We start from the raw sequence: 18,936 nt of genomic DNA, 5'->3' as shown, positions 1-18,936 counted from the left end.
CTCCTCGCGCGTTCTCGGTGGTACCGGGCACCGGCCCGGTCGGGATCGTGAGCCATGCTAATGACGACGGAACCACGGGTGAACAGAGGTACGGGAGGGGCCGCGTGCGGCTGGGCGGTGGGTTGCTGGTGGCGCTGGCCGCCGGGGCGGCGGGCGCCGGCTGGTGGCTGCTCGCCGGGCTGGTGCTGGCGGCGATCGCCGCCGGCGTCTCGGCACGGGTGCCGGAACCGGGGGATGCCCTGGTCGACCGGGTCGTCGTGGCCGTCGCGCGGCTGGCGGAGGTAGTCGTCTACGCGATCGCGTTCGGGGCCTACGTCTTCCCGGCGCACCGCGAACTCGCCGCGGCGGCGTTCGTCGTCGTGGTCGCCGGGGCCGGGTTCGCCGGGCTGAAGATCCCGACGATCGTCGTGCGTGTCGCGGACGGGCTGCTGCTCGCCACCGGGCTCGTGCTCGTCGTGGTGTGCTTGGCCGTCGCGCCGGTGGGGACGACCGACGGCTTGCGGCCGCCGGACTTCGCGGGCGTCCTCGTCGCCGCTGTGCTGGTGCTGCCGTTCCTGCGGCCGCGCGGGCGCGAGAACGCGGGCCTGCGCGTGCTCCTGCTCGGCGGGTTCGCCGTGCTGGCCGCCTTCGCCGCGCTCTATCAGCTCGGCGCGGTGCGGCTCGGACTGGCGCTCACGTCGCTGCGGGACCTGCTGTCCGCCGCCGACGCGGACGCCTTGCAGCCGATGCTCACCGTCGTCGCCGTGGTCGCGACGGTCGTCCCGGCGCTCGCCGCGGGAACCGAGGTCCGCGAGCGAGCGGGCGTGCCCGGGGTCGCGGGGCTCGCTGTCGCCGCGGTGGCCGCGTGGTTCCTGCCGGTGCTGCCCGTGCTCGTCGTCGCCGGGCTGGCGACCGTGATCGAGCTGCTACTGGGCGTACGCGCGCGCCGGTACAGTGGGGCGCGTGACTGATCGACGCTGGCTCCCGGGGCAGACGGTGGTCGAACGGTTCCACCGCCCGGACGGCTCGATCGGCCAGGTCCACCCGCTGCGCGTCCTCTCCGACGACGGCCGCGTGCTGCGCGGCTGGATCCCGGCGGGCACCCCGATCGTCGGCAGCAGGCTCGCCGACGGCCGCCTGATGCGGGACGCCCCGCTGGAGCAGCGGTTCCGCATCCCGCGGGTACCGGTCGCGGACTCCTGGCACGGCGCGTCGACGCTGCGCCGGATCCCCGAAGACGAGTGGTCGTCGGTCTGGTGGTTCTTCGACCTCGACGGCCGGTTCAAGAACTGGTACGTCAACCTGGAGATCCCGCAGGGCCGCACCGCGGGCGCGGTCGACCGGATCGACGGCGTGCTCGACGTCGTCGTCGAGCGCGACGGCACCTGGCGCTGGGACGACGAGGACGAGGCCGAAGCCGCGCTGGAAGTCGGCCGCCTGACGCTGGAGCAGTTCGACCGGCTGCGCGCGGAGGGCGAGCGGATCGGCGCGCTGGCCGAACGCGGCGCCTACCCGTTCGACGGGACCGACACCGACTTCCGCCCGGACGGAGGCTGGCCGGTGCCGGAGCTGCCCGCCGGGCTCAGCCCGCGGTCAGGAGAAGGATCAGCGCCAGCACGGCGATGACCACCGCGAGGATCACGACCGACTTCGTCGGGATGACCTTCGGGAACACCTTGCCGTGGATGTGCCGCCACCACACGACGGCGAACACCCCGCCGACCAGGCCGAGGAAGCCGCCGAAGCCGCTGCTCAGCACGGCCCAGCCGACCATGCCGAGCAGGCCGACGCCGAAGGTCAGCAGCACCGCCGTGACGAACGTCTTGACGTCGGCCCCGGCGGTCTTGGGCCGGGGGACCGGCTCAGTGGAGTGGTAGGTCACGGGCTCATCGTAGTGTGGTCACGGCAACGCCGCGGGGCGCCCGGAACACATGGACATCCGACTAACGCGCCTCCGAGCAAGCGGTATCGTCAAGCCATGACGACCACGACACAGTTCGCCCATGTCCCGCACCCGAGTCCTGCGAGCGCGGACCGTGTCGCAGAGGTACTCGCAGCGCCCGGGTTCGGCACCTACTTCACCGACCACATGGTCACCGTGAAGTGGTCGAAGGCCGAGGGCTGGCACGACGCCCAGGTCGGCCCGTACGCCCCCTTCACGCTCGACCCCGCGACGTCGGTGCTGCACTACGGCCAGGCCATCTTCGAGGGTCTCAAGGCCTACCGCCAGCCGGACGGCTCGATCGCGTCGTTCCGCCCGGACGCCAACGCCGCCCGGTTCCGCCAGTCGGCCGAGCGGCTCGCGATGCCGCAGCTGCCCGAGGACGTCTTCGTCGAATCGCTGCGCGAACTCGTCGCCGTCGACGGCCGGTGGGTCCCCACCCGCCAGGGTGATTCGCTGTACCTGCGGCCGTTCATGATCTCGACGTCCACCGGGCTCGGCGTCAACAGCCCGGCGGCCGACTACGTGTACACGGTCATCGCGTCCCCGGCGGGCTCGTACTTCACCGGCGGCGTGAAGCCGGTGAGCGTCTGGCTGTCGACGGAGTACGTGCGCGCGGCACCCGGCGGCACCGGCGCGGCCAAGTGCGCCGGCAACTACGCGGCGTCGTTCGTGGCGCAGGCGCAGGCCGTCGAGAAGGGCTGTGACCAGGTGGTCTGGCTCGACGCGGTCGAGCGGCGCTGGGTCGAGGAGATGGGCGGGATGAACCTGTTCTTCGTCTTCGGCTCCGGCGAGAACGCCCGGCTGGTGACGCCGGAGCTGACCGGCTCGCTGCTGCCCGGCGTCACCCGCAAGTCGCTGCTGCAGCTCGCTTCGCGGCTCGGCCACAAGGTCGAGGAGCGCCGGATCTCCACCGACGAGTGGGAGAAGGCGTCGGCCTCGGGCGAGCTGACCGAGACGTTCGCCTGCGGCACCGCGGCGGTGATCACGCCGGTCGGGCACGTCAAGCACGCGAACGGCGAGTTCACCATCGCCGACGGCCAGCCGGGCGCGCTGACGATGAAGCTGCGTGAGGAGCTGACCGGTATCCAGGAGGGCACCCACCCGGACACCGACCACTGGATGGTCAAGCTCGCCTGAGTCGCCTTGTCGTGAAGGGCCCCCTCATGGTCTTCATGAGGGGGCCCTTCACGGCTTTGAGGGTCAGGAGGCGGGGGCGGGGGTGAGCGGGCCGGAGACGCCGGACTGCTCGTGCGTGGCCGTTTCGGCGAGGACGCGGGCGGCCATCATCAGCAGCGGCAGAGCGGTGACGGCGCCGGTGCCTTCGCCGAGGCGGACGTCGAGTTCCAGCAGCGGGCCGAGGTCCAGGTGCTCGAGGGCGAGGGCGTGCGCCGGTTCGGCCGTGCGCTGCCCGGCGACCCACCAGCGGCGCGCGCCCGGGGCGAGGTCTTCGGCGACGAGTGCGGCCGCGCAGGCGACGAGGCCGTCGAGGACCACCGGCGTCCGCCGGACCGCGGCCTGGGCCAGGAAACCGGCCATCGCGGCGATGTCCGCGCCCGCCGTGGTGCGGAGCAGGGCGACCGGGTCGGCGAGCACCGCACGGGCCCGGCGCAGGGCGTCGCGCACCGCGGTCGCCTTGCGCATCCAGGCGGCGTCGTCGATGCCGGACCCGCGCCCGACGACGGCGACCGGCTCGCTGCCGGTGAGCGCGGCGACGAGCACCGACGCGGGTGTGCTGTTGCCGATCCCGAGGTCGCCGGGGATGAGCAGGTCGGCGCCGCCATCGACCTCGGCGTCGGCGATCGCGATCCCGGCGCGGATCGCGGCCTTGGCTTCGTCGGTGGTCAGCGCGTCTTCGACGTCGATGGACCCGGAGCCGCGCCGGACCTTGAATTCGCCGATCGAGCGGGTCGCGGGCGCCTCGGTGTCGACGGCCATGTCGACGACGCGAACGCTCGCGCCCGCGGCGGCGGCGAGCACGTTGATCGCGGCGCCACCGGTGAGCATGGTGCCCAGCAGCTGCGCGGTGACCTCGGCGGGGTAGGCGGAAACGCCCTTGGCGGCAACGCCGTGATCACCGGCGAAGACGACGACGCGCGGCCGGGTGAACGGCCGCGGCGGCGACTGTCCCTGGCAAGCGGCGACCCAGACGCCCAGCTCTTCGAGCCTGCCCAGCGACCCGGCGGGCTTGACCAGCTTGTCGTGCAGGGCGATCGCCGCGGACCGGGCGTGGTCATCGGGCGGGGTGATCTCGGGGAACTCGATGCTGTCCGGCTCCACACCAGGCCCTTTCTCGTACACGGCAACGCTGCGGCCAACCTACCGGGAGCGCTGAAGTCCCCGGCGGCGCCCGCCGCTCCACGACGCGATGGCCGGCGCGCTGCCCGGTTCACCCGGGCTGGTGCGCGAGCGGCCGGAAGCCCGCTGCCGCATCGCCCGCGTTAGTCCCGCCGGGCGTGCGCCAGCCGGAAGCCCGCAGCATTCCCCGTCCTCGCCGCCCGCCCCGGTAGTCTCGCGGCTCGTGGAGACGACGGCGGCCGCGGTGGTGCTGGCCAGCGGCGCGGGCACCCGCGTCGGCGCGAAGCTGAACAAGGTCTACCTGCCCCTCGCCGGGCGGCGGGTGGTCGCCTGGTCCCTCGATGCCTTCGCGCGCGTGCCGGGGATCGGCGTGCTCGTCCTCGTCATCCGGCCACAAGACCGCGAACTCGCCGACGAGGTGCTCGAAAACGTCCTGCGCGACGTCGAGATCGTCCACGGCGGCGACACCCGCCAGGCCTCCGAGCTGAACGCGCTGCGCCACCTCGCCCCCCGGATCACAGGCGGCCGGGTCGACGCCGTGCTGCTGCACGACGCGGCCCGGCCGCTGGTCCACTCCGATCTGGTCGGCGCGGTGCTGGCCCGGACACGCGAGGACGGGGGGGCTGTGCCGGGCCTGGCCGCGGACGACGTCGTCGGGGTGGATGCCGGGCACCTGGTCGCCCAGGTGCCCGGCGCGATCCGCGTCCAGACGCCTCAGGGCTTCCGGGCCGGACCGCTGCTCGAGGCCTACGAACAGGCCGAGCGGGAAGGCTTTCTGGGAACGGACACTTCGTCCTGCATGGAGCGGTTCTCCTCCCTGCCGATCCGGTGGGTCCCGGGTGCTCCCGAGAACCTCAAGATCACCTATCCCCACGACCTCGTGGTCGCGGAGCGGCTGCTGGCTCGCTAAGCACAGGCGGGTGGCCCGCCGTCGCTCCCTTCCGGTGGCTCGGTGGTGCCCGTCGGCCGGATGGTGACGTCCTGCCGCAGCTCCGGCGGGATGCCGCAGTCCGGCTGCGGGCGCAGCGCCTGCAGCGGCGCGCCCGGGGTGCCGGGCTCCGCCAGCGTGAGCACCGCCCGCAGCGTCCACACCGGGCTGGCGTGGTACTGCCAGGTGACGACCCGCGGGCTGAACACGTCCGTGCCCGGGAACGTCGGGACGCGGTAGGCGCTGGCCCGGTGCTCGTCGCGGAGGATGATGACGTCCGCGCAGGTCGGCCACCGGTGGACCGCGGCGTAGATCTCCGGGGCCTCGCGGCCGCCGAACAGGTGCAGCACCCAGCGGCGGCGCCGGAGCCTCCTCGAGGAGTTCCTCGAGGCCCTGGCCGCTGGAGCCGCTGTGAGGTGTGGGCGGGGACACACTTTCGAGGGTAACTTGCGTACTAGAGCGCAGTCCAGCGCGTGTACTAGTACACCTGGGTGGTTCTGATCAGGGCTTTGTGGGAGACACCCTGGCGTGCTAGAACACTTGTGCGTCCGTCCCCGTGAGGAGCCGCCGTGCCCACCCTCGACCGCCCTGAGCCGCCGTACCTGCAGATCGCGGGCCGGATCCGTGACGACATCCTGTCCGGCCGCCTGCAGGAGGGCGACGCGGTGCCGTCCGCCCGCGAGATCGCGCGGACCTGGGCCGTCGCCATGGCGACGGCCACCAAGGTGCTGGCCACGCTGCGCTCGCAGGGGCTGGTGCGGCCCGTGCGCGGCGTCGGCACGGTCGTCGACCGCGGCGGCCTGCACCGCACGGCCCGCGACCGCAGCGCCGCTTCGGCCCGCACGGGCCGGATCTACCCGCCGGGCCACTACGCGGTGATCCGCTCGGCCGGGCTCGAACCGGCGTCCGAGCGCGCGGCGGCCGCGCTGGGCATCGAGGAGGGCGCGCCGGCGATCCGCCGTCAGCGCACCACCTACGGCCCGGACTCGCGCCCACTGTCGACGTCGACCTCGTGGTTCGACGGCGCGCTGTCGGCCAAAGCGCCGGCGTTGCTGGTGCCGGAGCGGATCGTCGAGGGCACGTCGGCCCACGCGGCCGCGCGCCTGGGCACGAAGATCGTCACGACGCAGGAACGGCACGCGGCCGGCCGCGCGGGCGGGGAGGAGGCGACCGAGCTGGGGCTGCCCGAAGGGGCGCCGGTGCTGCTCGGCCGGAGCAGCTTCCTGGCGGCCGACGGCACGGTCGTCGAGTACGGTGAATCCGCCGCCTTGCCCGACCACTGGGTTTTCTACGAGTACACGACTGAGGACGGCGAATGAAGCACATCCACGCGGGCAAGGTCCGTGACCTGTACGAGCTCGACGGCGGGGACATCCTGCTCGTCGCGTCCGACCGCGTCTCGGTCTACGACGTCTCGCTGCCGACGCCGATCCCGGACAAGGGCAAGCTGCTCAACCAGCTTTCGGCGTGGTGGTTCGAGCGGATGGCCGACGTCGTCCCGAACCACGTCGTGTCGACCACCGACGTGCCCGCGGAGTTCGCCGGGCGGGCGATGCGCTGCAAGCCGCTGAAGATGGTCCAGGTCGAGTGCATCGCGCGCGGCTACCTCGCGGGCCTCGGCCTGCGCGAGTACCAGCGCGACGGCAAGATCTCCGGCGTCGCGCTGCCGCCGGGCCTGCTCGAGGGCGACAAGCTGCCGGAGCCGATCTTCACGCCGACGACGAAGATCTCCGACACCGGCCACGACGAGTTCATGACGTTCGACGAGGTCATGAACGAGATCGGCGAGGACACGGCGAAGCGGCTCCGCGAGCTGACGCTGGAGATCTACACGAAGGGCGCCGAGCACGCGGCGAAGCAGGGCGTGATCATCGCGGACACGAAGCTGGAGTTCGGCTTCGACGTCGACGGCACGCTGACCCTCGGCGACGAGGTCCTGACGTCGGACTCGTCGCGGTTCTGGCCGGCCGACGAGTGGGAGCCGGGCCGCCCGCAGCACGCGTTCGACAAGCAGTTCGTCCGCGACTGGTCGCGGTCGACGGGCTGGGACCAGACCCCGCCGGGGCCGGAGATCCCCGCGGACATCGTCGAGCAGACGCGGCAGCGCTACACCGAGGTCTACGAGCGGATCACCGGGAAGACCTGGATCCGTGGGTGACTACGACCCGTACCGGCTGATCGACGACGTCGAGAGCCTGCTGGTCTCGCGCGGCCTCGAGCCGTCCCGGGTGCCCGGGCGCGGAGGCGACCGGCTGGCCGGTGCCAGTCGCCTCCTGCGCGGGTTCGGGCTGGAGCCCCGGCTGGCCCCCGAGGACGCGCTGGACCTCGACGTGCCGTTCCAGGGCCGGATCAACCAGGACTAGGGGCTCTTGGTCAGGCTGGGGTCGCGCTCGACGACGTCGCCGAGGACCTCGTCGATGGCCTGCAGGAGGTCGGCGTCGAGCTTCTTCCCGGCGGCCTTGACGTTCTCGTGCACCTGCTCCGGCCGCGAGGCCCCGATGATCGCCGAAGCGACGTTCGGGTTCTGCAGCACCCAGGCGACGGCCAGCTGAGCGAGGCTCAGGTCGGCCTGCTTCGCGAGCGGCTCCAGCTCGGCGACGCGCTTGAGGACGTTCTCGTCGAGGAAGCGGGCGACCATGTTGGCGCCGCCCTTCTCGTCGGTGGCCCGCGACCCGGCGGGGTACTCCTGGCCGGGCTTGTACTTCCCGGTCAGCACGCCCTGCGCGATCGGCGACCAGACGATCTGGCTGAGCCCTTCGCGTTCGGAGGTCGGGATGACCTGGTCCTCGATGACGCGCCACAGCATGTTGTACTGCGGCTGGTTCGAGACGAAGGGGATCTTCAGCTCGCGCGCGAGGGCGGCGCCGCGCGAGATCTGCTCGGCGGTCCACTCCGAGACGCCGACGTAGAGCACCTTGCCCTGCCGGACGAGGTCGGCGAAGGCGAGCATGGTCTCTTCGAGCGGGACGGTCCGGTCGAACCGGTGCGCCTGGTAGAGGTCGACGTAGTCGGTGCCGAGCCGCTGGAGGCTGGCGTTGGCCGACTCCATGATGTGCTTGCGGGACAGGCCCTTGTCGTTGGGGCCCTTGGGGCCGGTGGGCCAGAAGACCTTGGTGAAGATCTCCAGGCTCTCGCGCCGCTGCCCCTTCAGCCCGCGCCCGAGCACGGACTCGGCGGCGGTGTTGGCGTAGGCATCGGCGGTGTCGAAGGTGGTGATGCCCGCGTCGAGCGCGGCCTTGATGCAGGCGTGGGCCTGGTCTTCCTCGACCTGGGAACCGTGGGTGAGCCAGTTCCCGTACGAGATCTCACTGACGTTGAGGCCGCTACGGCCGAGACGACGAAACTCCATGCGTGCGAGCTTAGGCGGAAATCGTTTGCTTAGCTAACGATCCTGGAGTGACTCCAGCCTCGCCGCGCCCGCCCAGAGGTCGCGAATGACTCATTCGGGACCTCCGACGTCCCGAATGAGTCATTCGCGACGCTCGAGCGGCGCCCGGCGGGCAGCGAAAAGCCGGGTCGAGACTCGCTCGACCCGGCTTCTCGAAACCGGCTCAGTTGGGGATCGGGTCCCCGGGCTTCAGCCGCGGCTTGGGCACCCGCAGCTTGCGGATCTGCGACGCCCGCACGAAGGCGTACCACCCGATCGACCGCCCGCTGACGGCCTCCTTCGGGAACTTCTCCCGCACCAGCTTCGCGATCTTGCGCCCGTTGATGAAGCCCTCGATCGCCATCACCAGCAGCAGCGCCGTGCACAGCAGCGTGATGTACGACTGCACCTGGGGCAGCGGCACCAGCAGCGCCAGGAACACCAGGATCGCCAGCGGCATGAACAGGCCGAGCAGGTTGCGGCGCGTGTCGACCAGGTCGCGGACGTACGCCTTGACCGGCCCGCGGTCGCGCGGGAGCAGGTACTTGTCGTCGCCCGCCATCATGCGGTCGCGGCGGAGCTTGGCCGCCGCGCGACGGTCTTCCTTCGTCTGCGGGTTCGCCTTGCGCAGCTCTTTGTTGCGCTTCATCGCTTCGCGCATCGTGGTCGGCGGCGGCGCCACCGGCCCGCGCCGCTTCGCCTCCGCGTCACGGCGCTTCGGCGTAGCCTTGCCCTTACCGGGCGTGTACGCCTTGCCCGCGACGTCGACGGCTTCCGTCGTCTCCGGCTCTTCGGCGGCGGTGTCTGTGGTGCTTCGGCGCAGGAACCTCACCTCACCAGGGTATTGCAGGCGTCACGCCGCCGTTCACCAGGTCGATCGATGTGCGACCATGGTGGGGGAACAGATCGGACGCCCCGGGTGTTGAAGACGTCAGCACGAGGAGTATCCGCAGCGAGTTCGACTTAGAGGGAGTGCCATGACGACCGCTGAGCACGCCGGCGCGACGCAGGCCGAGACCGCCGAGGAGACCCACGGCGTCACGTTGACCGACGCCGCGGCTTCCAAGGCGAAGGCCCTGCTCGAGCAGGAGGGCCGCGACGACATGCACCTGCGCATCGCCGTCCAGCCCGGTGGCTGTGCGGGCCTGCGCTACCAGTTGTTCTTCGACGAGCGCACGCTCGACGGTGACCTGTTCCGCGACTTCGACGGCCTCAAGGTCGCCGTGGACCGGATGAGCGCGCCGTACGTGTCGGAAGCGGTCATCGACTTCGTGGACACGATCGAGAAGCAGGGCTTCACGATCGACAACCCGAACGCCACCGGCTCCTGCGCCTGCGGCGATTCGTTCCACTGAGCGGTACGCAAGAGGCCCCGCACTCCGATCCCGGAGGGCGGGGCCTTCTTCGTGTCCGCGGACTTACACGTAGGCGTCGAGCTCGGCGACCTGCGCGTGGCAGGCTTCGTCGACCTGCCACGGCTTGGCCGTGACGCGGGGCAGCGGCACGTTCTCGGCCTGCAGGTTCGCCGGGATGAGCGCGCAGTCGGCGATCAGCTCGGACAGGGTCTCGGGTTCGGTGACGGCGTTCACGATTCGTAACGCTATTGATCCGCTCTCGACTGGAGAAGGAGTACCAGCCGGTAGTGTCGGCTGGGCACGCGCGAACTACCCGGATGGGTCATGACCCGGGGTAACTTCGCGCCTTTTGCCGTGAGGTCGAACACAAAGGAGCAGCCGGTGGCAGAAAAAGCCAGGATCGCGGTGTCCGGCAGTATCGCGACCGACCACCTCATGCACTTCCCGGGGAGGTTCGCGGAGCAGCTCGTCGCCGAGCAGCTGCACCGGGTTTCGCTGAGCTTCCTCGCCGACGACCTCGTGGTCCGGCGCGGCGGCATCGGCGCGAACATCGCCTTCGGCCTCGGGGTGCTCGGCGTGCGGCCGGTGCTCGTGGGCGCCGTCGGCGCGGACTTCGCCGACTACCGCTCGTGGCTCGAGCGCCACGGCGTCGACACCTCCGGCGTGCACGTGTCCGAGGTCGCGCACACCGCGCGGTTCGTCTGCACCACCGACGAGGACCTCTGCCAGATCGCGACGTTCTACGCCGGCGCGATGGCCGAGTCCCGCAACATCGAGCTGCAGCCGATCGCCGAGCGCGCCGGCGCGCTGAGCCTGGTGCTGATCAGCCCGGACGACCCGGAGGGCATGGTCCGCCACGCCGAGGAGTGCCGCCAGCGCGGCTACGCCTTCGCTGTCGACCCGTCGCAGCAGCTCGCCCGGATGAGCGGCGAGCAGGCGCGCGCGTTCGTCGCCGGCGCGAAGTACCTGTTCAGCAACGACTACGAGTGGGAGCTGCTGCTCCAGAAGACCGGCTGGACCGAGGCCGACGTCCTCGACCAGGTCGGGCTGCGGATCACGACGCTGGGGGAGAAGGGCGTCGAGATCGTCGGCAAGGACGGGCTCAACCTCCAGATCGGCGCGGTCCCGGAGCGGGCGAAGGCCGACCCGACGGGCGTGGGCGACGGCTTCCGCGCGGGCTTCCTGGCCGGTCTCGACGGCGGCCTGAACGTCGAGCGCGCTGCCCAGCTGGGTTCGCTGATCGCGGTGCTGGTGCTGGAGACGGTCGGCACCCAGGAGTGGACGTTCGACCGCGCGGACGCCCTGGCCCGCATCGGCGAGGCGTTCGGCCCGGACGCGGCCGACGAGATCGCGACGGTCCTGCCCGCCGCCTGACGCACGCCGGTCGTGAGTGTTTAGGGCGGTTCTAACCGCCCTAAACACTCACGACGTGCGGGTCAGAGCTTGACCGGGTACACCGGCTCGGGGATCTCGGGCTTGATGCGGTGCTCGACGAAGATGCCGTGCCACAGCATGAACACGATCAGCGCCCACAGCTGGCGGCTGCGGTCGAGCTGGCCCGCCTTGTGCTCCTCCAGCAGCGCCAGGATCGCCTTCTTGTCCAGCAGCTCCTCGGTCTTCGAGTCCGAGATGATGCCGCGGGCCCAGTCGTACATCTCGTTGCGCAGCCACAGCCGGATCGGCACCGGGAAGCCGAGCTTGCGCCGGTTCAGCACGTGGGCCGGGATGATCTTCGCCAAGGCCTGGCGCAGCGCGTACTTCGTCGTGCCGTGGGCCAGCTTCTGGTCCAGCGGGATCGACGCCGCGACCTTGAACACCTCGGCGTCGAGGAACGGCACCCGCAGTTCCAGCGAGTTCGCCATGGTCACCTTGTCGGCCTTGACCAGGATGTCGCCGCGCAGCCACGTGTAGAGGTCGACGTGCTGCATGCGGGCCACCGGGTCCCAGCCGCGCGAGACGTCGTACCAGGGCGCCGTGACGTCCTTGAAGCCGACGCCCTCCTGGTAGGTCCGCAGTACCTGACGCAGCTGGTCGTCGCGGAAGTTGCGGGCGTTGCCGTAGTAGCGGTCCTCCAGCGGTAGTGCGCCTCGGCGCAGCAGGTCCTTGCCGCGGGTGCCCTCGGGGATCTTCGTCGAGACCTTGCCGATGAGCTTGCGCATGCCGCCCGGGATCTTCTCGAACGGTGCCAGCGAGATCGGCTCGTTGTAGATCGTGTAGCCGCCGAACAGCTCGTCCGCGCCCTCGCCGGACAGCACCGCCTTGACGTGCTTGCGGGCCTCGCGGGCGATGAACCACAGCGGGACCAGCGCCGGGTCGGCCACCGGGTCGTCGAGGTACCAGACGATGAGCGGCAGGACCTCCATCATTTCGTCCGCCGACACCGTCCGGACCACGTGCTTCACGCCGATCGCCGCGGCCGACTCGGCGGCGACGTCGACCTCGGAGTAGCCCTCGCGCTCGAACCCGGTGGTGAACGCGATCAGGTTCGGGTTGTGCTCCTTGGCCAGCGTCGCGGTGGCCGTCGAGTCGATGCCGCCCGACAGGAACGCGCCGACCGTGACGTCCGGGTCGGAAATCATGTGCTTGCCGACCGAGTCGCGCATCACATCGGCGATCCGCTGGTACAGCTCTTCGGCCTCACCAGGCCCGTTGACCGGCTTCGCGCTGAACTGCGGGTGGAAGTAGCGCGTGAACTTCACCGCACCGCCGGGCACCACCTCGAACGACGTGCCGGACTCGACGCGGCGGATCGCGGTGTGCAGCGACTCGGGCTCGGGCACGTACTGCAGGACCAGGTAGTGCTGCAGGGCCGTGCGGTCCAGCTCCTGCGCGACGCCGAGGACGTCCGAGAGCTCCAGCAGGCTCTTCTTCTCGCTGGAGAACGCCACCCCGCCGGGCCCGGCCGAGTAGAACAGCGGCTTGATGCCGAACGGGTCGCGCGCGCCGAAGACCCGCTTCTCCTGCGAGTCCCAGATCATGAAGGCGAACATCCCGCGCAGCCGCTTCACCCAGTCGGCGCCCAGGTAGTGGAAGCCCGCGACGATGGCCTCGCCGTCGCCCTCGGTCTCGAACTTCGCGCCGTACTTCTCCGCGAGCTCTTCCCGCAGCTCACGGTAGTTGTAGATCTCGCCGTTGAAGTTCATCGTGTACCGGCCGGGCGCCTCCGGCGGGCCCCAGACCAGCGGCTGGTGCGCGTGCTCGACGTCGATGAACGCGAGCCGGTTGAAGCCGTAGACGACCTCGGCGTCGGCCCAGGTGTCCTGCTCGTCGGGGCCGCGGTGGCGCTGGCAGCGCATGGCCGCGCCGACGGCGTCACGCGCGTTCGCCGCACCGGTCTCGGTCGCGCAGATCAGTCCAAGCAGGCCGCACACGGGTACTCACACACCTTCGGGGTCTTCACCGGGCTGGGGAAGAGCCCAGTATGCCGGGCAGGCCGTGGCGAGTAACACGCGCGTCGACTGAGGGTTATTCGGCCTAGGTCGGCGCTGCGGATCCGAGCGCCCTCATGCCAAGCGAGGCTCGCGCCGACCGACGGCTGAATAATCCTCATCAGTTACCCCTTAGTCAGCGGAGCGGGCCAACTCGGCTAGAGTCCGGCTGTCACAAAGATCGGTCGTAGGAGGCTCTGGGTGAAAGGGCGAGGCGCAGTGGGACAACCCAAGCGCACCCTGGGGAAGCGGACCGTGCGCGTCGCCGCGCTGGCCGTGCTGGTCGCGCTGACCGCGACGGGCTGCTCCGGCGACGAGATCCTGCGGTTCGGCTGGCCGGTGGGCGTCACGCACCAGGCCGACCAGATGCGCACGCTGTGGACCTGGACCGTGGTGGCCGCGCTGGTCGTGGGCGCCATCGTGTGGGGTCTGATCTTCTGGACCGCGACGTTCCACCGGAAGAAGAAGACCGCCGACGGCGAGCCGGAGGAGCTGCCCCGGCAGTTCCAGTACAACATCCCGCTCGAGCTGTTCACGGTCGTCGTCCCGACGATCATGGTCTGCGTCCTGTTCTTCTTCACCGCGACGACGGAGTCGAAGGTCCTGGACAAGATCCCGAACCCGGACGTCAAGGTCCAGGTCGTCGCCTTCCAGTGGAACTGGGAGTTCAAGTACGAGGACGAGAGCGCCAAGAAGGCGGACGGGCAGCAGGTCAGCACCGTCGGCTCGTCCGGCGAGATCCCGCTGCTGGTGCTGCCGGTCGGCAAGGTGATCGAGTACGACCTGATCTCCACCGACGTCATCCACTCCTTCTGGGTGCCGGAGTTCCACTTCAAGCGGGACGTCATGCCGAACCCGGACAAGAACAACCAGGACAGCTCCTTCCAGAACACGATCGACCGCGAAGGCTCCTTCGTCGGCCGGTGCGCGGAGCTGTGCGGCACGTACCACTCGGTGATGAACTTCGAGGTCCGCGCCCTGTCGCCGGACAAGTACGACCAGTACATCGCGCTGCGCAAGCAGACGAACCCGGCCACCGGCCAGTCGTTCACCGCGTCCGAAGCGCTGGCGAAGATGAACTGCGGCGAGCTGTGCACCCCGCACGCGGTGACCACCCAGCCGTTCAACACCGACCGCACGGCGCGGACGGCGTCCAACTGACGCCCCGGCGACAACAGGAGTAGGAACAGACCATGAAGGTCGAAGCCCGCATCTTCTTCATCGTGGCGATCTTCGCCGTGTTCATGGCCGGCGTGTACTGGGTGTGGACCGCGCTGGCCGCCACCCACGGCGCCGAGCCGGTGGGCATCGTCGCGCTCTTCCTCACCGGTGGCCTGGCGTTCCTGGCGGGCAGCTACATGCAGTTCGTCGCCCGCCGCATCGAGCCGCGCCCGGAGGACCGCGAGGACGCCGAGATCAGCGACGGTGCCGGTGAGCTGGGCTTCTTCAGCCCGGGCAGCTACTGGCCGGTCGGCATGGCGGCCACCGCGGCGCTCGCGGCCGTGGCACTGGCGTTCTTCCACATCTGGCTGCTGGTGATCGCCCTGGTCGCGCTGCTCATCACGATCGGCGGCCTGGTGTTCGAGTACCACACGGGCCCGTCGCACGACTGAACCAAGTGCGCTGAAGGGGACTTTCCTGGCATCTGATGCGAGGAAAGTCCCCTTCAGTGCGTCAGATGCGCTGAACGTCCCCTTCAGCCGCGGAAGGCCGTGCGGTAGGACGACGGGCTCGTCCCGCGGAGCCGGCTGAACTGGTGCCGCAACGCGGCCGCGGACGCGTATCCGCAGGCCGTCGCGATGTCCTCGACCGACAAGCGGCCCTCCTCCAGCAGCGCCTGAGCGCGGTCCAGCCGTCGCTCGGTGAGCCAGCGGTGCGGCGTCGTGCCCGTCGCGGCCGAGAAGCGGCGCAGGAACGTGCGCTCGCCCAGCCCGCTGCGGCGGGCCAGCTCCGCCACCGTGAACGGCTGGTCGAGCCGCCGCTCCACCCACTCCAGGGCCTCCGCGACCACCGCGTCGTCGGGCGCCGCCGTCGCCGGGACCGGGGCCTGGACGAACTGGGCCTGCCCGCCGGCACGGTGCGGGGCCGCGACCATCCGCCGGGCCAGCGTCGTGGCCGCCGTGACGCCGCGCAGGCGCCGGACCAGGTGCAGGCACAGGTCGACCGCCGCCACCGTGCCCGCGCTGGTCAGGATGCCGCCGTCGTCGGCGTAGAGGGCTTGGGGGTCGACGAGAGCTGCCGGGAACCGTGAGCGGAACTCCGCCTCGTACACCCAGTGGACCGTGCAGCGGCGGCCGTCCAGGAGGCCCGCGTAGCCCAGCGTGAACACGCCCGCGCAGAACCCCGCGACCCACGCCCCGCGCCCGGCCGCGTCCCGCAGGACCTCCAGCACGGGCTCCGGCGGCGGCGCCGTCCGGGGCGCGCACGTCGGGACGATCAGCAGGTCCGCCGTCGCCGCGTGGTCCAGGTCCTTCAGGCCGGACAGCCCGAAGCCCGACCAGCTCTCGACCGCGCCGCCGTCCGGCGAGCACACGGCGAAGTCCCAGCCCTCGATGCCGTCCGCGCTGCGGTCGGTGCCGAACACCTCGCACGCGACGCCCAGCTCGAACGGCGAAACGCGGTCGGCGAGCACCACCGCGACCCGGTTGACGTCCACGACCGCCAGTGTGTCACAAGTTTTGCGGCCGTTGTCATCTCTGACACTGGTCGCTCGACGCCGACGCGACGAACCTGGTCGGCATGACGAACTCCGAAACCCGCCCGCTGCTGCAGTGGTCCGCGGCGATGGCGATGTCCGGCACGATCGGCGCGGTCGTCCTCGAGAGCGGCGCGGCCGCCCCCGCCGTCGCGTTCGCCCGCTGCTTCGTCGGCGGCGCATTGCTGGTCATCTGGTGCCTCTCCCGCGGCTGGCTGCAGTCGTGGCGGCCGTCCCGGCGCGACCTCGGGCTGGCCGTGCTCGGCGGGCTGTTCCTGGTCGGCAACTGGGTGCTGCTGTTCGCCTCGTACGCGCTGTCGTCGATCTCGGTCAGCACGGTCGTCTACCACACCCAGCCGCTCATCCTGGTCGGCTTGGCCGCGGCCTTCCTCGGCGAGAAGGTGGCCAAGAGCCACCTGGCTCGGGCCGGGATCGCGTTCGGCGGTGTGGCGTTGATCTCGTTCTCGGCCCACGGCGAAGACGGCAAACCCGTGCAGCTCGCCGGAATCGGCCTCGCGCTCGGGGCCGCGGTGCTCTACGCGGGCGCGTCCTTCGTCGCGAAGCAGCTGAAGCACATCCGCCCGCACCTGCTCGCCGCCGTGCAGACGACCGTGGGCGCGGTCGTGCTGGCGCCCGTGCTGTTCGTCACGCCGTTGCCCGCGACGCCGTCGGGGCTGCTGTGGCTGGTCCTGCTCGGCACCGTCCACACGGCACTGATGTACGTGCTGATGTACGCCAGCATCGGCAAGCTGCCGACCACGACGGTGGCGCTGCTGTCCTACCTGTACCCGGTGGTCGCGGTGCTGGTCGACATCGCCTTCTACGGCCACCGCCCGAGCTGGCCCGAGGCGCTGGGCATGCTCGCGGTCCTCGCGGCCGCACTGGCACCCCAGCGCGGCCGCCGTCCGGCTCCGGAACCGGTGCGGGAAGCGGTCAGCTGAAGGCGATCCAGCGGTCCAGCATGGCCGCCGCGGCCCCGGAGTCGATCGCCTCGGCCGCGCGGGCCAGGCCCGCGCGCAGATCGTCCTCGAGAGACCCGGAGAAGCCCGTGAAGGCCGCCAGCGCCGCCGCCGCGTTGATCAGGACGGCGTCGCGGACCGGGCCCGCCTTGCCGCCCACCAGCTCGCGGACCACCTCGGCGTTGGCCGCCGCGTCCCCGCCGCGGAGGTCGTCGGCCGTCGCGCGGGGGATGCCCAGCTCGGCCGGGTCCAGGGTGCGCCGGGTGACGGCGCCGCCGGTGACCACCCAGACCGACGACGTCGTGGTCGTGGTGATCTCGTCGAGGCCGTCGTCGCCGCGGACCACCAGCGCGGTCGTGCCGCGGCGGGCGAACACTTCCGCCAGCACGTGCGTCTTGTCCTCGTACGCGCAGCCGATCAGCGCGCTGCCCGGCTGGGCCGGGTTGGTCAGCGGGCCGAGCAGGTTGAACGTCGTCGGGATGCCGAGCTCGCTGCGGACCGGGCCCGCGTGGCGCAGCGCCGGGTGGAACGCCGACGCGAGGAAGAACCCGATGCCGACCTCGGCGAGGCTGCGCCGGACGTCCTCCGGCGGCAGGCTGATCGTGACGCCGAGCGCCTCGAGGACGTCGGCCGCGCCGGACTTCGACGACGCGCTGCGGTTGCCGTGCTTGGCCACCGGCGCGCCGGCGGCCGCCGTGACGATCGTCGCCATCGTCGAGATGTTCACCGAGTTCGAGCCGTCACCGCCGGTGCCGACGATGTCGACGGCCGGCCGGTCCAGCTCGACCTTCCGGGCGTGCGCCAGCATCGTGGCCGCCATCCCGGCGATCTCCTCGGGCGTCTCGCCCTTGGCGCGCAGCGCCACCGCGAACCCGGCGATCCGGGCCGGGCTCGCCGCGCCGCTCATGATCTGGTCCATCGCCCACGCCGTGTCCTCTTCGGACAGGTCGACGCGGGCGACGAGCTGCTTGAGCAGGGGTGGCCAGGTGCGGGGGACCGGGGTGGTCACCGGGCTCAGCCGTTCACGACGGGGACCCGTCGCGCGCGCAGCACGTCGGCGACGGTCTCCGCGGCGGTCAGCGGGTCCAGCGGGTGCACCAGCACGGCGTCCGCCTGCGACCACGTCGCCAGCCACCGGTCGTCCTTGCGCCGCACCGCGACCACGATCGGGGGGCAATCGGCGATCTCGCTCTTGAGCTGGCGGCAGAGGCCGATGCCGCCGGTCGGCTGCGCCTCGCCGTCGAGGATCGCCAGGTCGACGTTGCCTTCGTCCACCTCGGACAGCACGTCGGCGATGCCCGCCGCCTCGACGTACTCCACGCGCCCCAGGTCCGCCGCCGGGCGACGGCCGACGGCGTTCACGATCGCCTCGCGCACCTCCGGCTTGTGGCTGAACACCAGGACCCGCATCGCCTCGCCCATTGAGCACGCCTCCGTCTCGTCACGTCTCGCGCCCCGATCGTATCGGCCGAGACCGACATCACGCGGTCGGCTCCGGCTGGAGCGCGTCCCAGCCCAGCGCGTCGCCGCCCAATCGTTGCGCCAGGCCCGCCATCCGCGACCGTTCCTGGGCGCAGTGCAGGGCGTCGAGCACCTGGACGCGCACCGCGAGCACCGACGTCAGCTCGCCCGAGGGGGACTGTTCTCGCAGCTCATAGCCGTCCTGGGCGAGGATCGACGCCGCCTCGGCGAGCCGGTCCGGCGGCAGGAGCAGGTGGTGCCGCAGGACGGCCGGTGCCGCGGCGACCCATGCGGGTGAACCGGCGAGGACGGCCGAGTCCGCGACGGCCGGGTCGAAGGCCTCGGCGACGATCGCCAGGCCGGGGTCGTCGGGCCCGAGAGCAGGCGTTTCGTGCCTCTTGACCAGCTTGAGCAGGCGGTTCACCAAACTCATGAGTAGCTCTCACCTTCCCGGGCATCCGGTGTGATCGGTTACGCAGACGGCTCGCCGTGGACCCACCCGGCGGAGCGGCGGCGCGAGAGGA

23 protein-coding genes are annotated in these 18,936 nt (G+C 71.3%); 12 read left to right on the top strand and 11 right to left on the bottom strand.

The window, feature by feature from the left end; translation table 11 throughout:
- Positions 1 to 104 precede the first annotated feature (104 nt).
- Positions 105 to 950: a hypothetical protein gene (locus QP939_RS51625; RefSeq protein WP_285454335.1), complete on the top strand. Its 846-nt coding sequence runs from the start codon at positions 105 to 107 to the stop codon at positions 948 to 950.
- Positions 943 to 1,605 (top strand): ribonuclease FAU-1 family protein, encoded by a 663-nt coding sequence (locus QP939_RS51620; RefSeq protein ID WP_285454334.1) that lies wholly within the window; start codon positions 943 to 945, stop codon positions 1,603 to 1,605. Before QP939_RS51625 ends, QP939_RS51620 begins: the two co-directional genes overlap by 8 nt.
- Here the strand turns inward: QP939_RS51620 and QP939_RS51615 are convergent.
- The gene (locus QP939_RS51615) at positions 1,562 to 1,861 is read right to left on the bottom strand and encodes a hypothetical protein (protein WP_285454333.1); all 300 of its coding nucleotides are present in this window, start codon (positions 1,859 to 1,861) and stop codon (positions 1,562 to 1,564) included. The genes QP939_RS51620 and QP939_RS51615 overlap by 44 nt on opposite strands.
- A gap of 96 nt (positions 1,862 to 1,957) precedes the next feature.
- On the opposite strand from QP939_RS51615, the gene QP939_RS51610 reads away from it, so the two are divergent.
- Complete coding sequence (locus tag QP939_RS51610) at positions 1,958 to 3,061, top strand: branched-chain amino acid aminotransferase (protein ID WP_285454331.1); 1,104 nt, start codon at positions 1,958 to 1,960, stop codon at positions 3,059 to 3,061.
- 63 nt (positions 3,062 to 3,124) lie between these two features.
- On the opposite strand, the gene cobT is transcribed toward QP939_RS51610, so the two are convergent.
- Positions 3,125 to 4,201: a nicotinate-nucleotide--dimethylbenzimidazole phosphoribosyltransferase gene (gene cobT / locus QP939_RS51605; protein ID WP_285454330.1), complete on the bottom strand. Its 1,077-nt coding sequence runs from the start codon at positions 4,199 to 4,201 to the stop codon at positions 3,125 to 3,127.
- Between the two features lie 241 nt (positions 4,202 to 4,442).
- Between cobT and QP939_RS51600 the strand changes: the two genes are divergently transcribed.
- Entirely contained in the window at positions 4,443 to 5,129 is a 687-nt protein-coding gene (locus QP939_RS51600; RefSeq protein WP_285454329.1) for an IspD/TarI family cytidylyltransferase, read from the top strand.
- On the opposite strand, the gene QP939_RS51595 is transcribed toward QP939_RS51600, so the two are convergent.
- The gene (locus QP939_RS51595; RefSeq protein WP_285454328.1) at positions 5,126 to 5,497 is read right to left on the bottom strand and encodes a hypothetical protein; all 372 of its coding nucleotides are present in this window, start codon (positions 5,495 to 5,497) and stop codon (positions 5,126 to 5,128) included. The two genes, QP939_RS51600 and QP939_RS51595, sit on opposite strands and share 4 nt — an antisense overlap.
- 219 nt (positions 5,498 to 5,716) lie before the next feature.
- Here QP939_RS51595 and QP939_RS51590 point away from each other — a divergent pair, with 219 nt between their 5' ends.
- Genes QP939_RS51590 through QP939_RS51580 form a run of 3 tightly spaced genes read left to right on the top strand, consistent with a single transcriptional unit; the run spans position 5,717 to position 7,510 of the window.
- Positions 5,717 to 6,466: a GntR family transcriptional regulator gene (locus tag QP939_RS51590; protein ID WP_285454327.1), complete on the top strand. Its 750-nt coding sequence runs from the start codon at positions 5,717 to 5,719 to the stop codon at positions 6,464 to 6,466.
- Positions 6,463 to 7,305 carry a phosphoribosylaminoimidazolesuccinocarboxamide synthase gene (locus QP939_RS51585; RefSeq protein ID WP_285454326.1) on the top strand — a complete coding sequence of 281 codons (843 nt, stop codon included), beginning with the start codon at positions 6,463 to 6,465 and terminating at the stop codon, positions 7,303 to 7,305. The genes QP939_RS51590 and QP939_RS51585 overlap by 4 nt, the downstream gene beginning before the upstream one ends.
- Positions 7,298 to 7,510, top strand: a complete 213-nt coding sequence (locus QP939_RS51580) for a hypothetical protein (RefSeq protein WP_285454325.1) — start codon at positions 7,298 to 7,300, stop codon at positions 7,508 to 7,510. Before QP939_RS51585 ends, QP939_RS51580 begins: the two co-directional genes overlap by 8 nt.
- Here the strand turns inward: QP939_RS51580 and QP939_RS51575 are convergent.
- Together QP939_RS51575 and QP939_RS51570 are read right to left on the bottom strand one after the other, a co-directional pair.
- Positions 7,507 to 8,496, bottom strand: a complete 990-nt coding sequence (locus QP939_RS51575) for an aldo/keto reductase family protein (protein ID WP_285454324.1) — start codon at positions 8,494 to 8,496, stop codon at positions 7,507 to 7,509. The two genes, QP939_RS51580 and QP939_RS51575, sit on opposite strands and share 4 nt — an antisense overlap.
- Positions 8,497 to 8,698: 202 nt before the next feature.
- Entirely contained in the window at positions 8,699 to 9,346 is a 648-nt protein-coding gene (locus QP939_RS51570) for a DUF3043 domain-containing protein (RefSeq protein ID WP_285454322.1), read from the bottom strand.
- Positions 9,347 to 9,491: 145 nt separating this feature from the next.
- Between QP939_RS51570 and QP939_RS51565 the strand changes: the two genes are divergently transcribed.
- Positions 9,492 to 9,869 (top strand): HesB/IscA family protein, encoded by a 378-nt coding sequence (locus QP939_RS51565; RefSeq protein WP_004562664.1) that lies wholly within the window; start codon positions 9,492 to 9,494, stop codon positions 9,867 to 9,869.
- 63 nt (positions 9,870 to 9,932) lie between these two features.
- Here QP939_RS51565 and QP939_RS51560 read toward each other — a convergent pair whose 3' ends face one another.
- On the bottom strand, positions 9,933 to 10,103 hold the full coding sequence (locus QP939_RS51560; protein WP_285454319.1) for a hypothetical protein: 171 nt from the start codon (positions 10,101 to 10,103) through the stop codon (positions 9,933 to 9,935).
- 147 nt (positions 10,104 to 10,250) lie between these two features.
- Between QP939_RS51560 and QP939_RS51555 the strand changes: the two genes are divergently transcribed.
- Entirely contained in the window at positions 10,251 to 11,243 is a 993-nt protein-coding gene (locus QP939_RS51555) for a carbohydrate kinase family protein (protein WP_285454317.1), read from the top strand.
- A 62-nt stretch (positions 11,244 to 11,305) separates the two neighbouring features.
- Here the strand turns inward: QP939_RS51555 and asnB are convergent, their stop codons facing one another.
- A complete protein-coding gene (gene asnB / locus QP939_RS51550) occupies positions 11,306 to 13,240 on the bottom strand; it encodes an asparagine synthase (glutamine-hydrolyzing) (RefSeq protein ID WP_285454316.1) in 1,935 nt (644 codons plus the stop codon).
- A gap of 276 nt (positions 13,241 to 13,516) precedes the next feature.
- On the opposite strand from asnB, the gene ctaC reads away from it, so the two are divergent.
- Together ctaC and QP939_RS51540 are read left to right on the top strand one after the other, a co-directional pair.
- Positions 13,517 to 14,458, top strand: coding sequence for an aa3-type cytochrome oxidase subunit II (gene ctaC / locus QP939_RS51545; RefSeq protein ID WP_285454315.1), 942 nt, complete (start codon positions 13,517 to 13,519; stop codon positions 14,456 to 14,458).
- A 32-nt stretch (positions 14,459 to 14,490) separates the two neighbouring features.
- Positions 14,491 to 14,910, top strand: a complete 420-nt coding sequence (locus QP939_RS51540) for a cytochrome c oxidase subunit 4 (RefSeq protein WP_285454314.1) — start codon at positions 14,491 to 14,493, stop codon at positions 14,908 to 14,910.
- Between the two features lie 83 nt (positions 14,911 to 14,993).
- On the opposite strand, the gene QP939_RS51535 is transcribed toward QP939_RS51540, so the two are convergent.
- Positions 14,994 to 15,953 carry a GlxA family transcriptional regulator gene (locus QP939_RS51535; RefSeq protein WP_285454313.1) on the bottom strand — a complete coding sequence of 320 codons (960 nt, stop codon included), beginning with the start codon at positions 15,951 to 15,953 and terminating at the stop codon, positions 14,994 to 14,996.
- 83 nt (positions 15,954 to 16,036) lie between these two features.
- Between QP939_RS51535 and QP939_RS51530 the strand changes: the two genes are divergently transcribed.
- Entirely contained in the window at positions 16,037 to 16,933 is an 897-nt protein-coding gene (locus QP939_RS51530; protein ID WP_285454312.1) for a DMT family transporter, read from the top strand.
- On the opposite strand, the gene trpD is transcribed toward QP939_RS51530, so the two are convergent.
- The 3 genes from trpD to QP939_RS51515 are packed head-to-tail and all read right to left on the bottom strand — an operon-like array spanning position 16,926 to position 18,845.
- Positions 16,926 to 17,960 (bottom strand): anthranilate phosphoribosyltransferase, encoded by a 1,035-nt coding sequence (gene trpD / locus QP939_RS51525; RefSeq protein WP_285454311.1) that lies wholly within the window; start codon positions 17,958 to 17,960, stop codon positions 16,926 to 16,928. The two genes, QP939_RS51530 and trpD, sit on opposite strands and share 8 nt — an antisense overlap.
- Before the next feature lie 5 nt (positions 17,961 to 17,965).
- Positions 17,966 to 18,373: a response regulator gene (locus QP939_RS51520; RefSeq protein ID WP_285454310.1), complete on the bottom strand. Its 408-nt coding sequence runs from the start codon at positions 18,371 to 18,373 to the stop codon at positions 17,966 to 17,968.
- A 58-nt stretch (positions 18,374 to 18,431) separates the two neighbouring features.
- A complete protein-coding gene (locus tag QP939_RS51515; RefSeq protein ID WP_285454309.1) occupies positions 18,432 to 18,845 on the bottom strand; it encodes a hypothetical protein in 414 nt (137 codons plus the stop codon).
- Between the last annotated feature and the right edge of the window lie 91 nt (positions 18,846 to 18,936).

This window comes from Amycolatopsis nalaikhensis (assembly GCF_030264295.1).
GTDB classification, from domain to species: domain Bacteria; phylum Actinomycetota; class Actinomycetes; order Mycobacteriales; family Pseudonocardiaceae; genus Amycolatopsis; species Amycolatopsis nalaikhensis.
The sequence above is the reverse complement of the archived record's forward strand: the minus strand, read 5'-3'. Positions and strand labels throughout refer to the sequence as shown.

Coding starts and splice junctions, on each gene's coding strand:
- QP939_RS51610 (WP_285454331.1), top strand. CDS start 1,958: ATGACGACCACGACACAGTTCGCCCATGTCCCGCACCCGAGTCCTGCG.
- QP939_RS51585 (WP_285454326.1), top strand. CDS start 6,463: ATGAAGCACATCCACGCGGGCAAGGTCCGTGACCTGTACGAGCTCGAC.
- QP939_RS51575 (WP_285454324.1), bottom strand. CDS start 8,496: ATGGAGTTTCGTCGTCTCGGCCGTAGCGGCCTCAACGTCAGTGAGATC.
- QP939_RS51565 (WP_004562664.1), top strand. CDS start 9,492: ATGACGACCGCTGAGCACGCCGGCGCGACGCAGGCCGAGACCGCCGAG.
- QP939_RS51540 (WP_285454314.1), top strand. CDS start 14,491: ATGAAGGTCGAAGCCCGCATCTTCTTCATCGTGGCGATCTTCGCCGTG.
- QP939_RS51530 (WP_285454312.1), top strand. CDS start 16,037: ATGACGAACTCCGAAACCCGCCCGCTGCTGCAGTGGTCCGCGGCGATG.
- QP939_RS51520 (WP_285454310.1), bottom strand. CDS start 18,373: ATGGGCGAGGCGATGCGGGTCCTGGTGTTCAGCCACAAGCCGGAGGTG.
- QP939_RS51515 (WP_285454309.1), bottom strand. CDS start 18,845: ATGAGTTTGGTGAACCGCCTGCTCAAGCTGGTCAAGAGGCACGAAACG.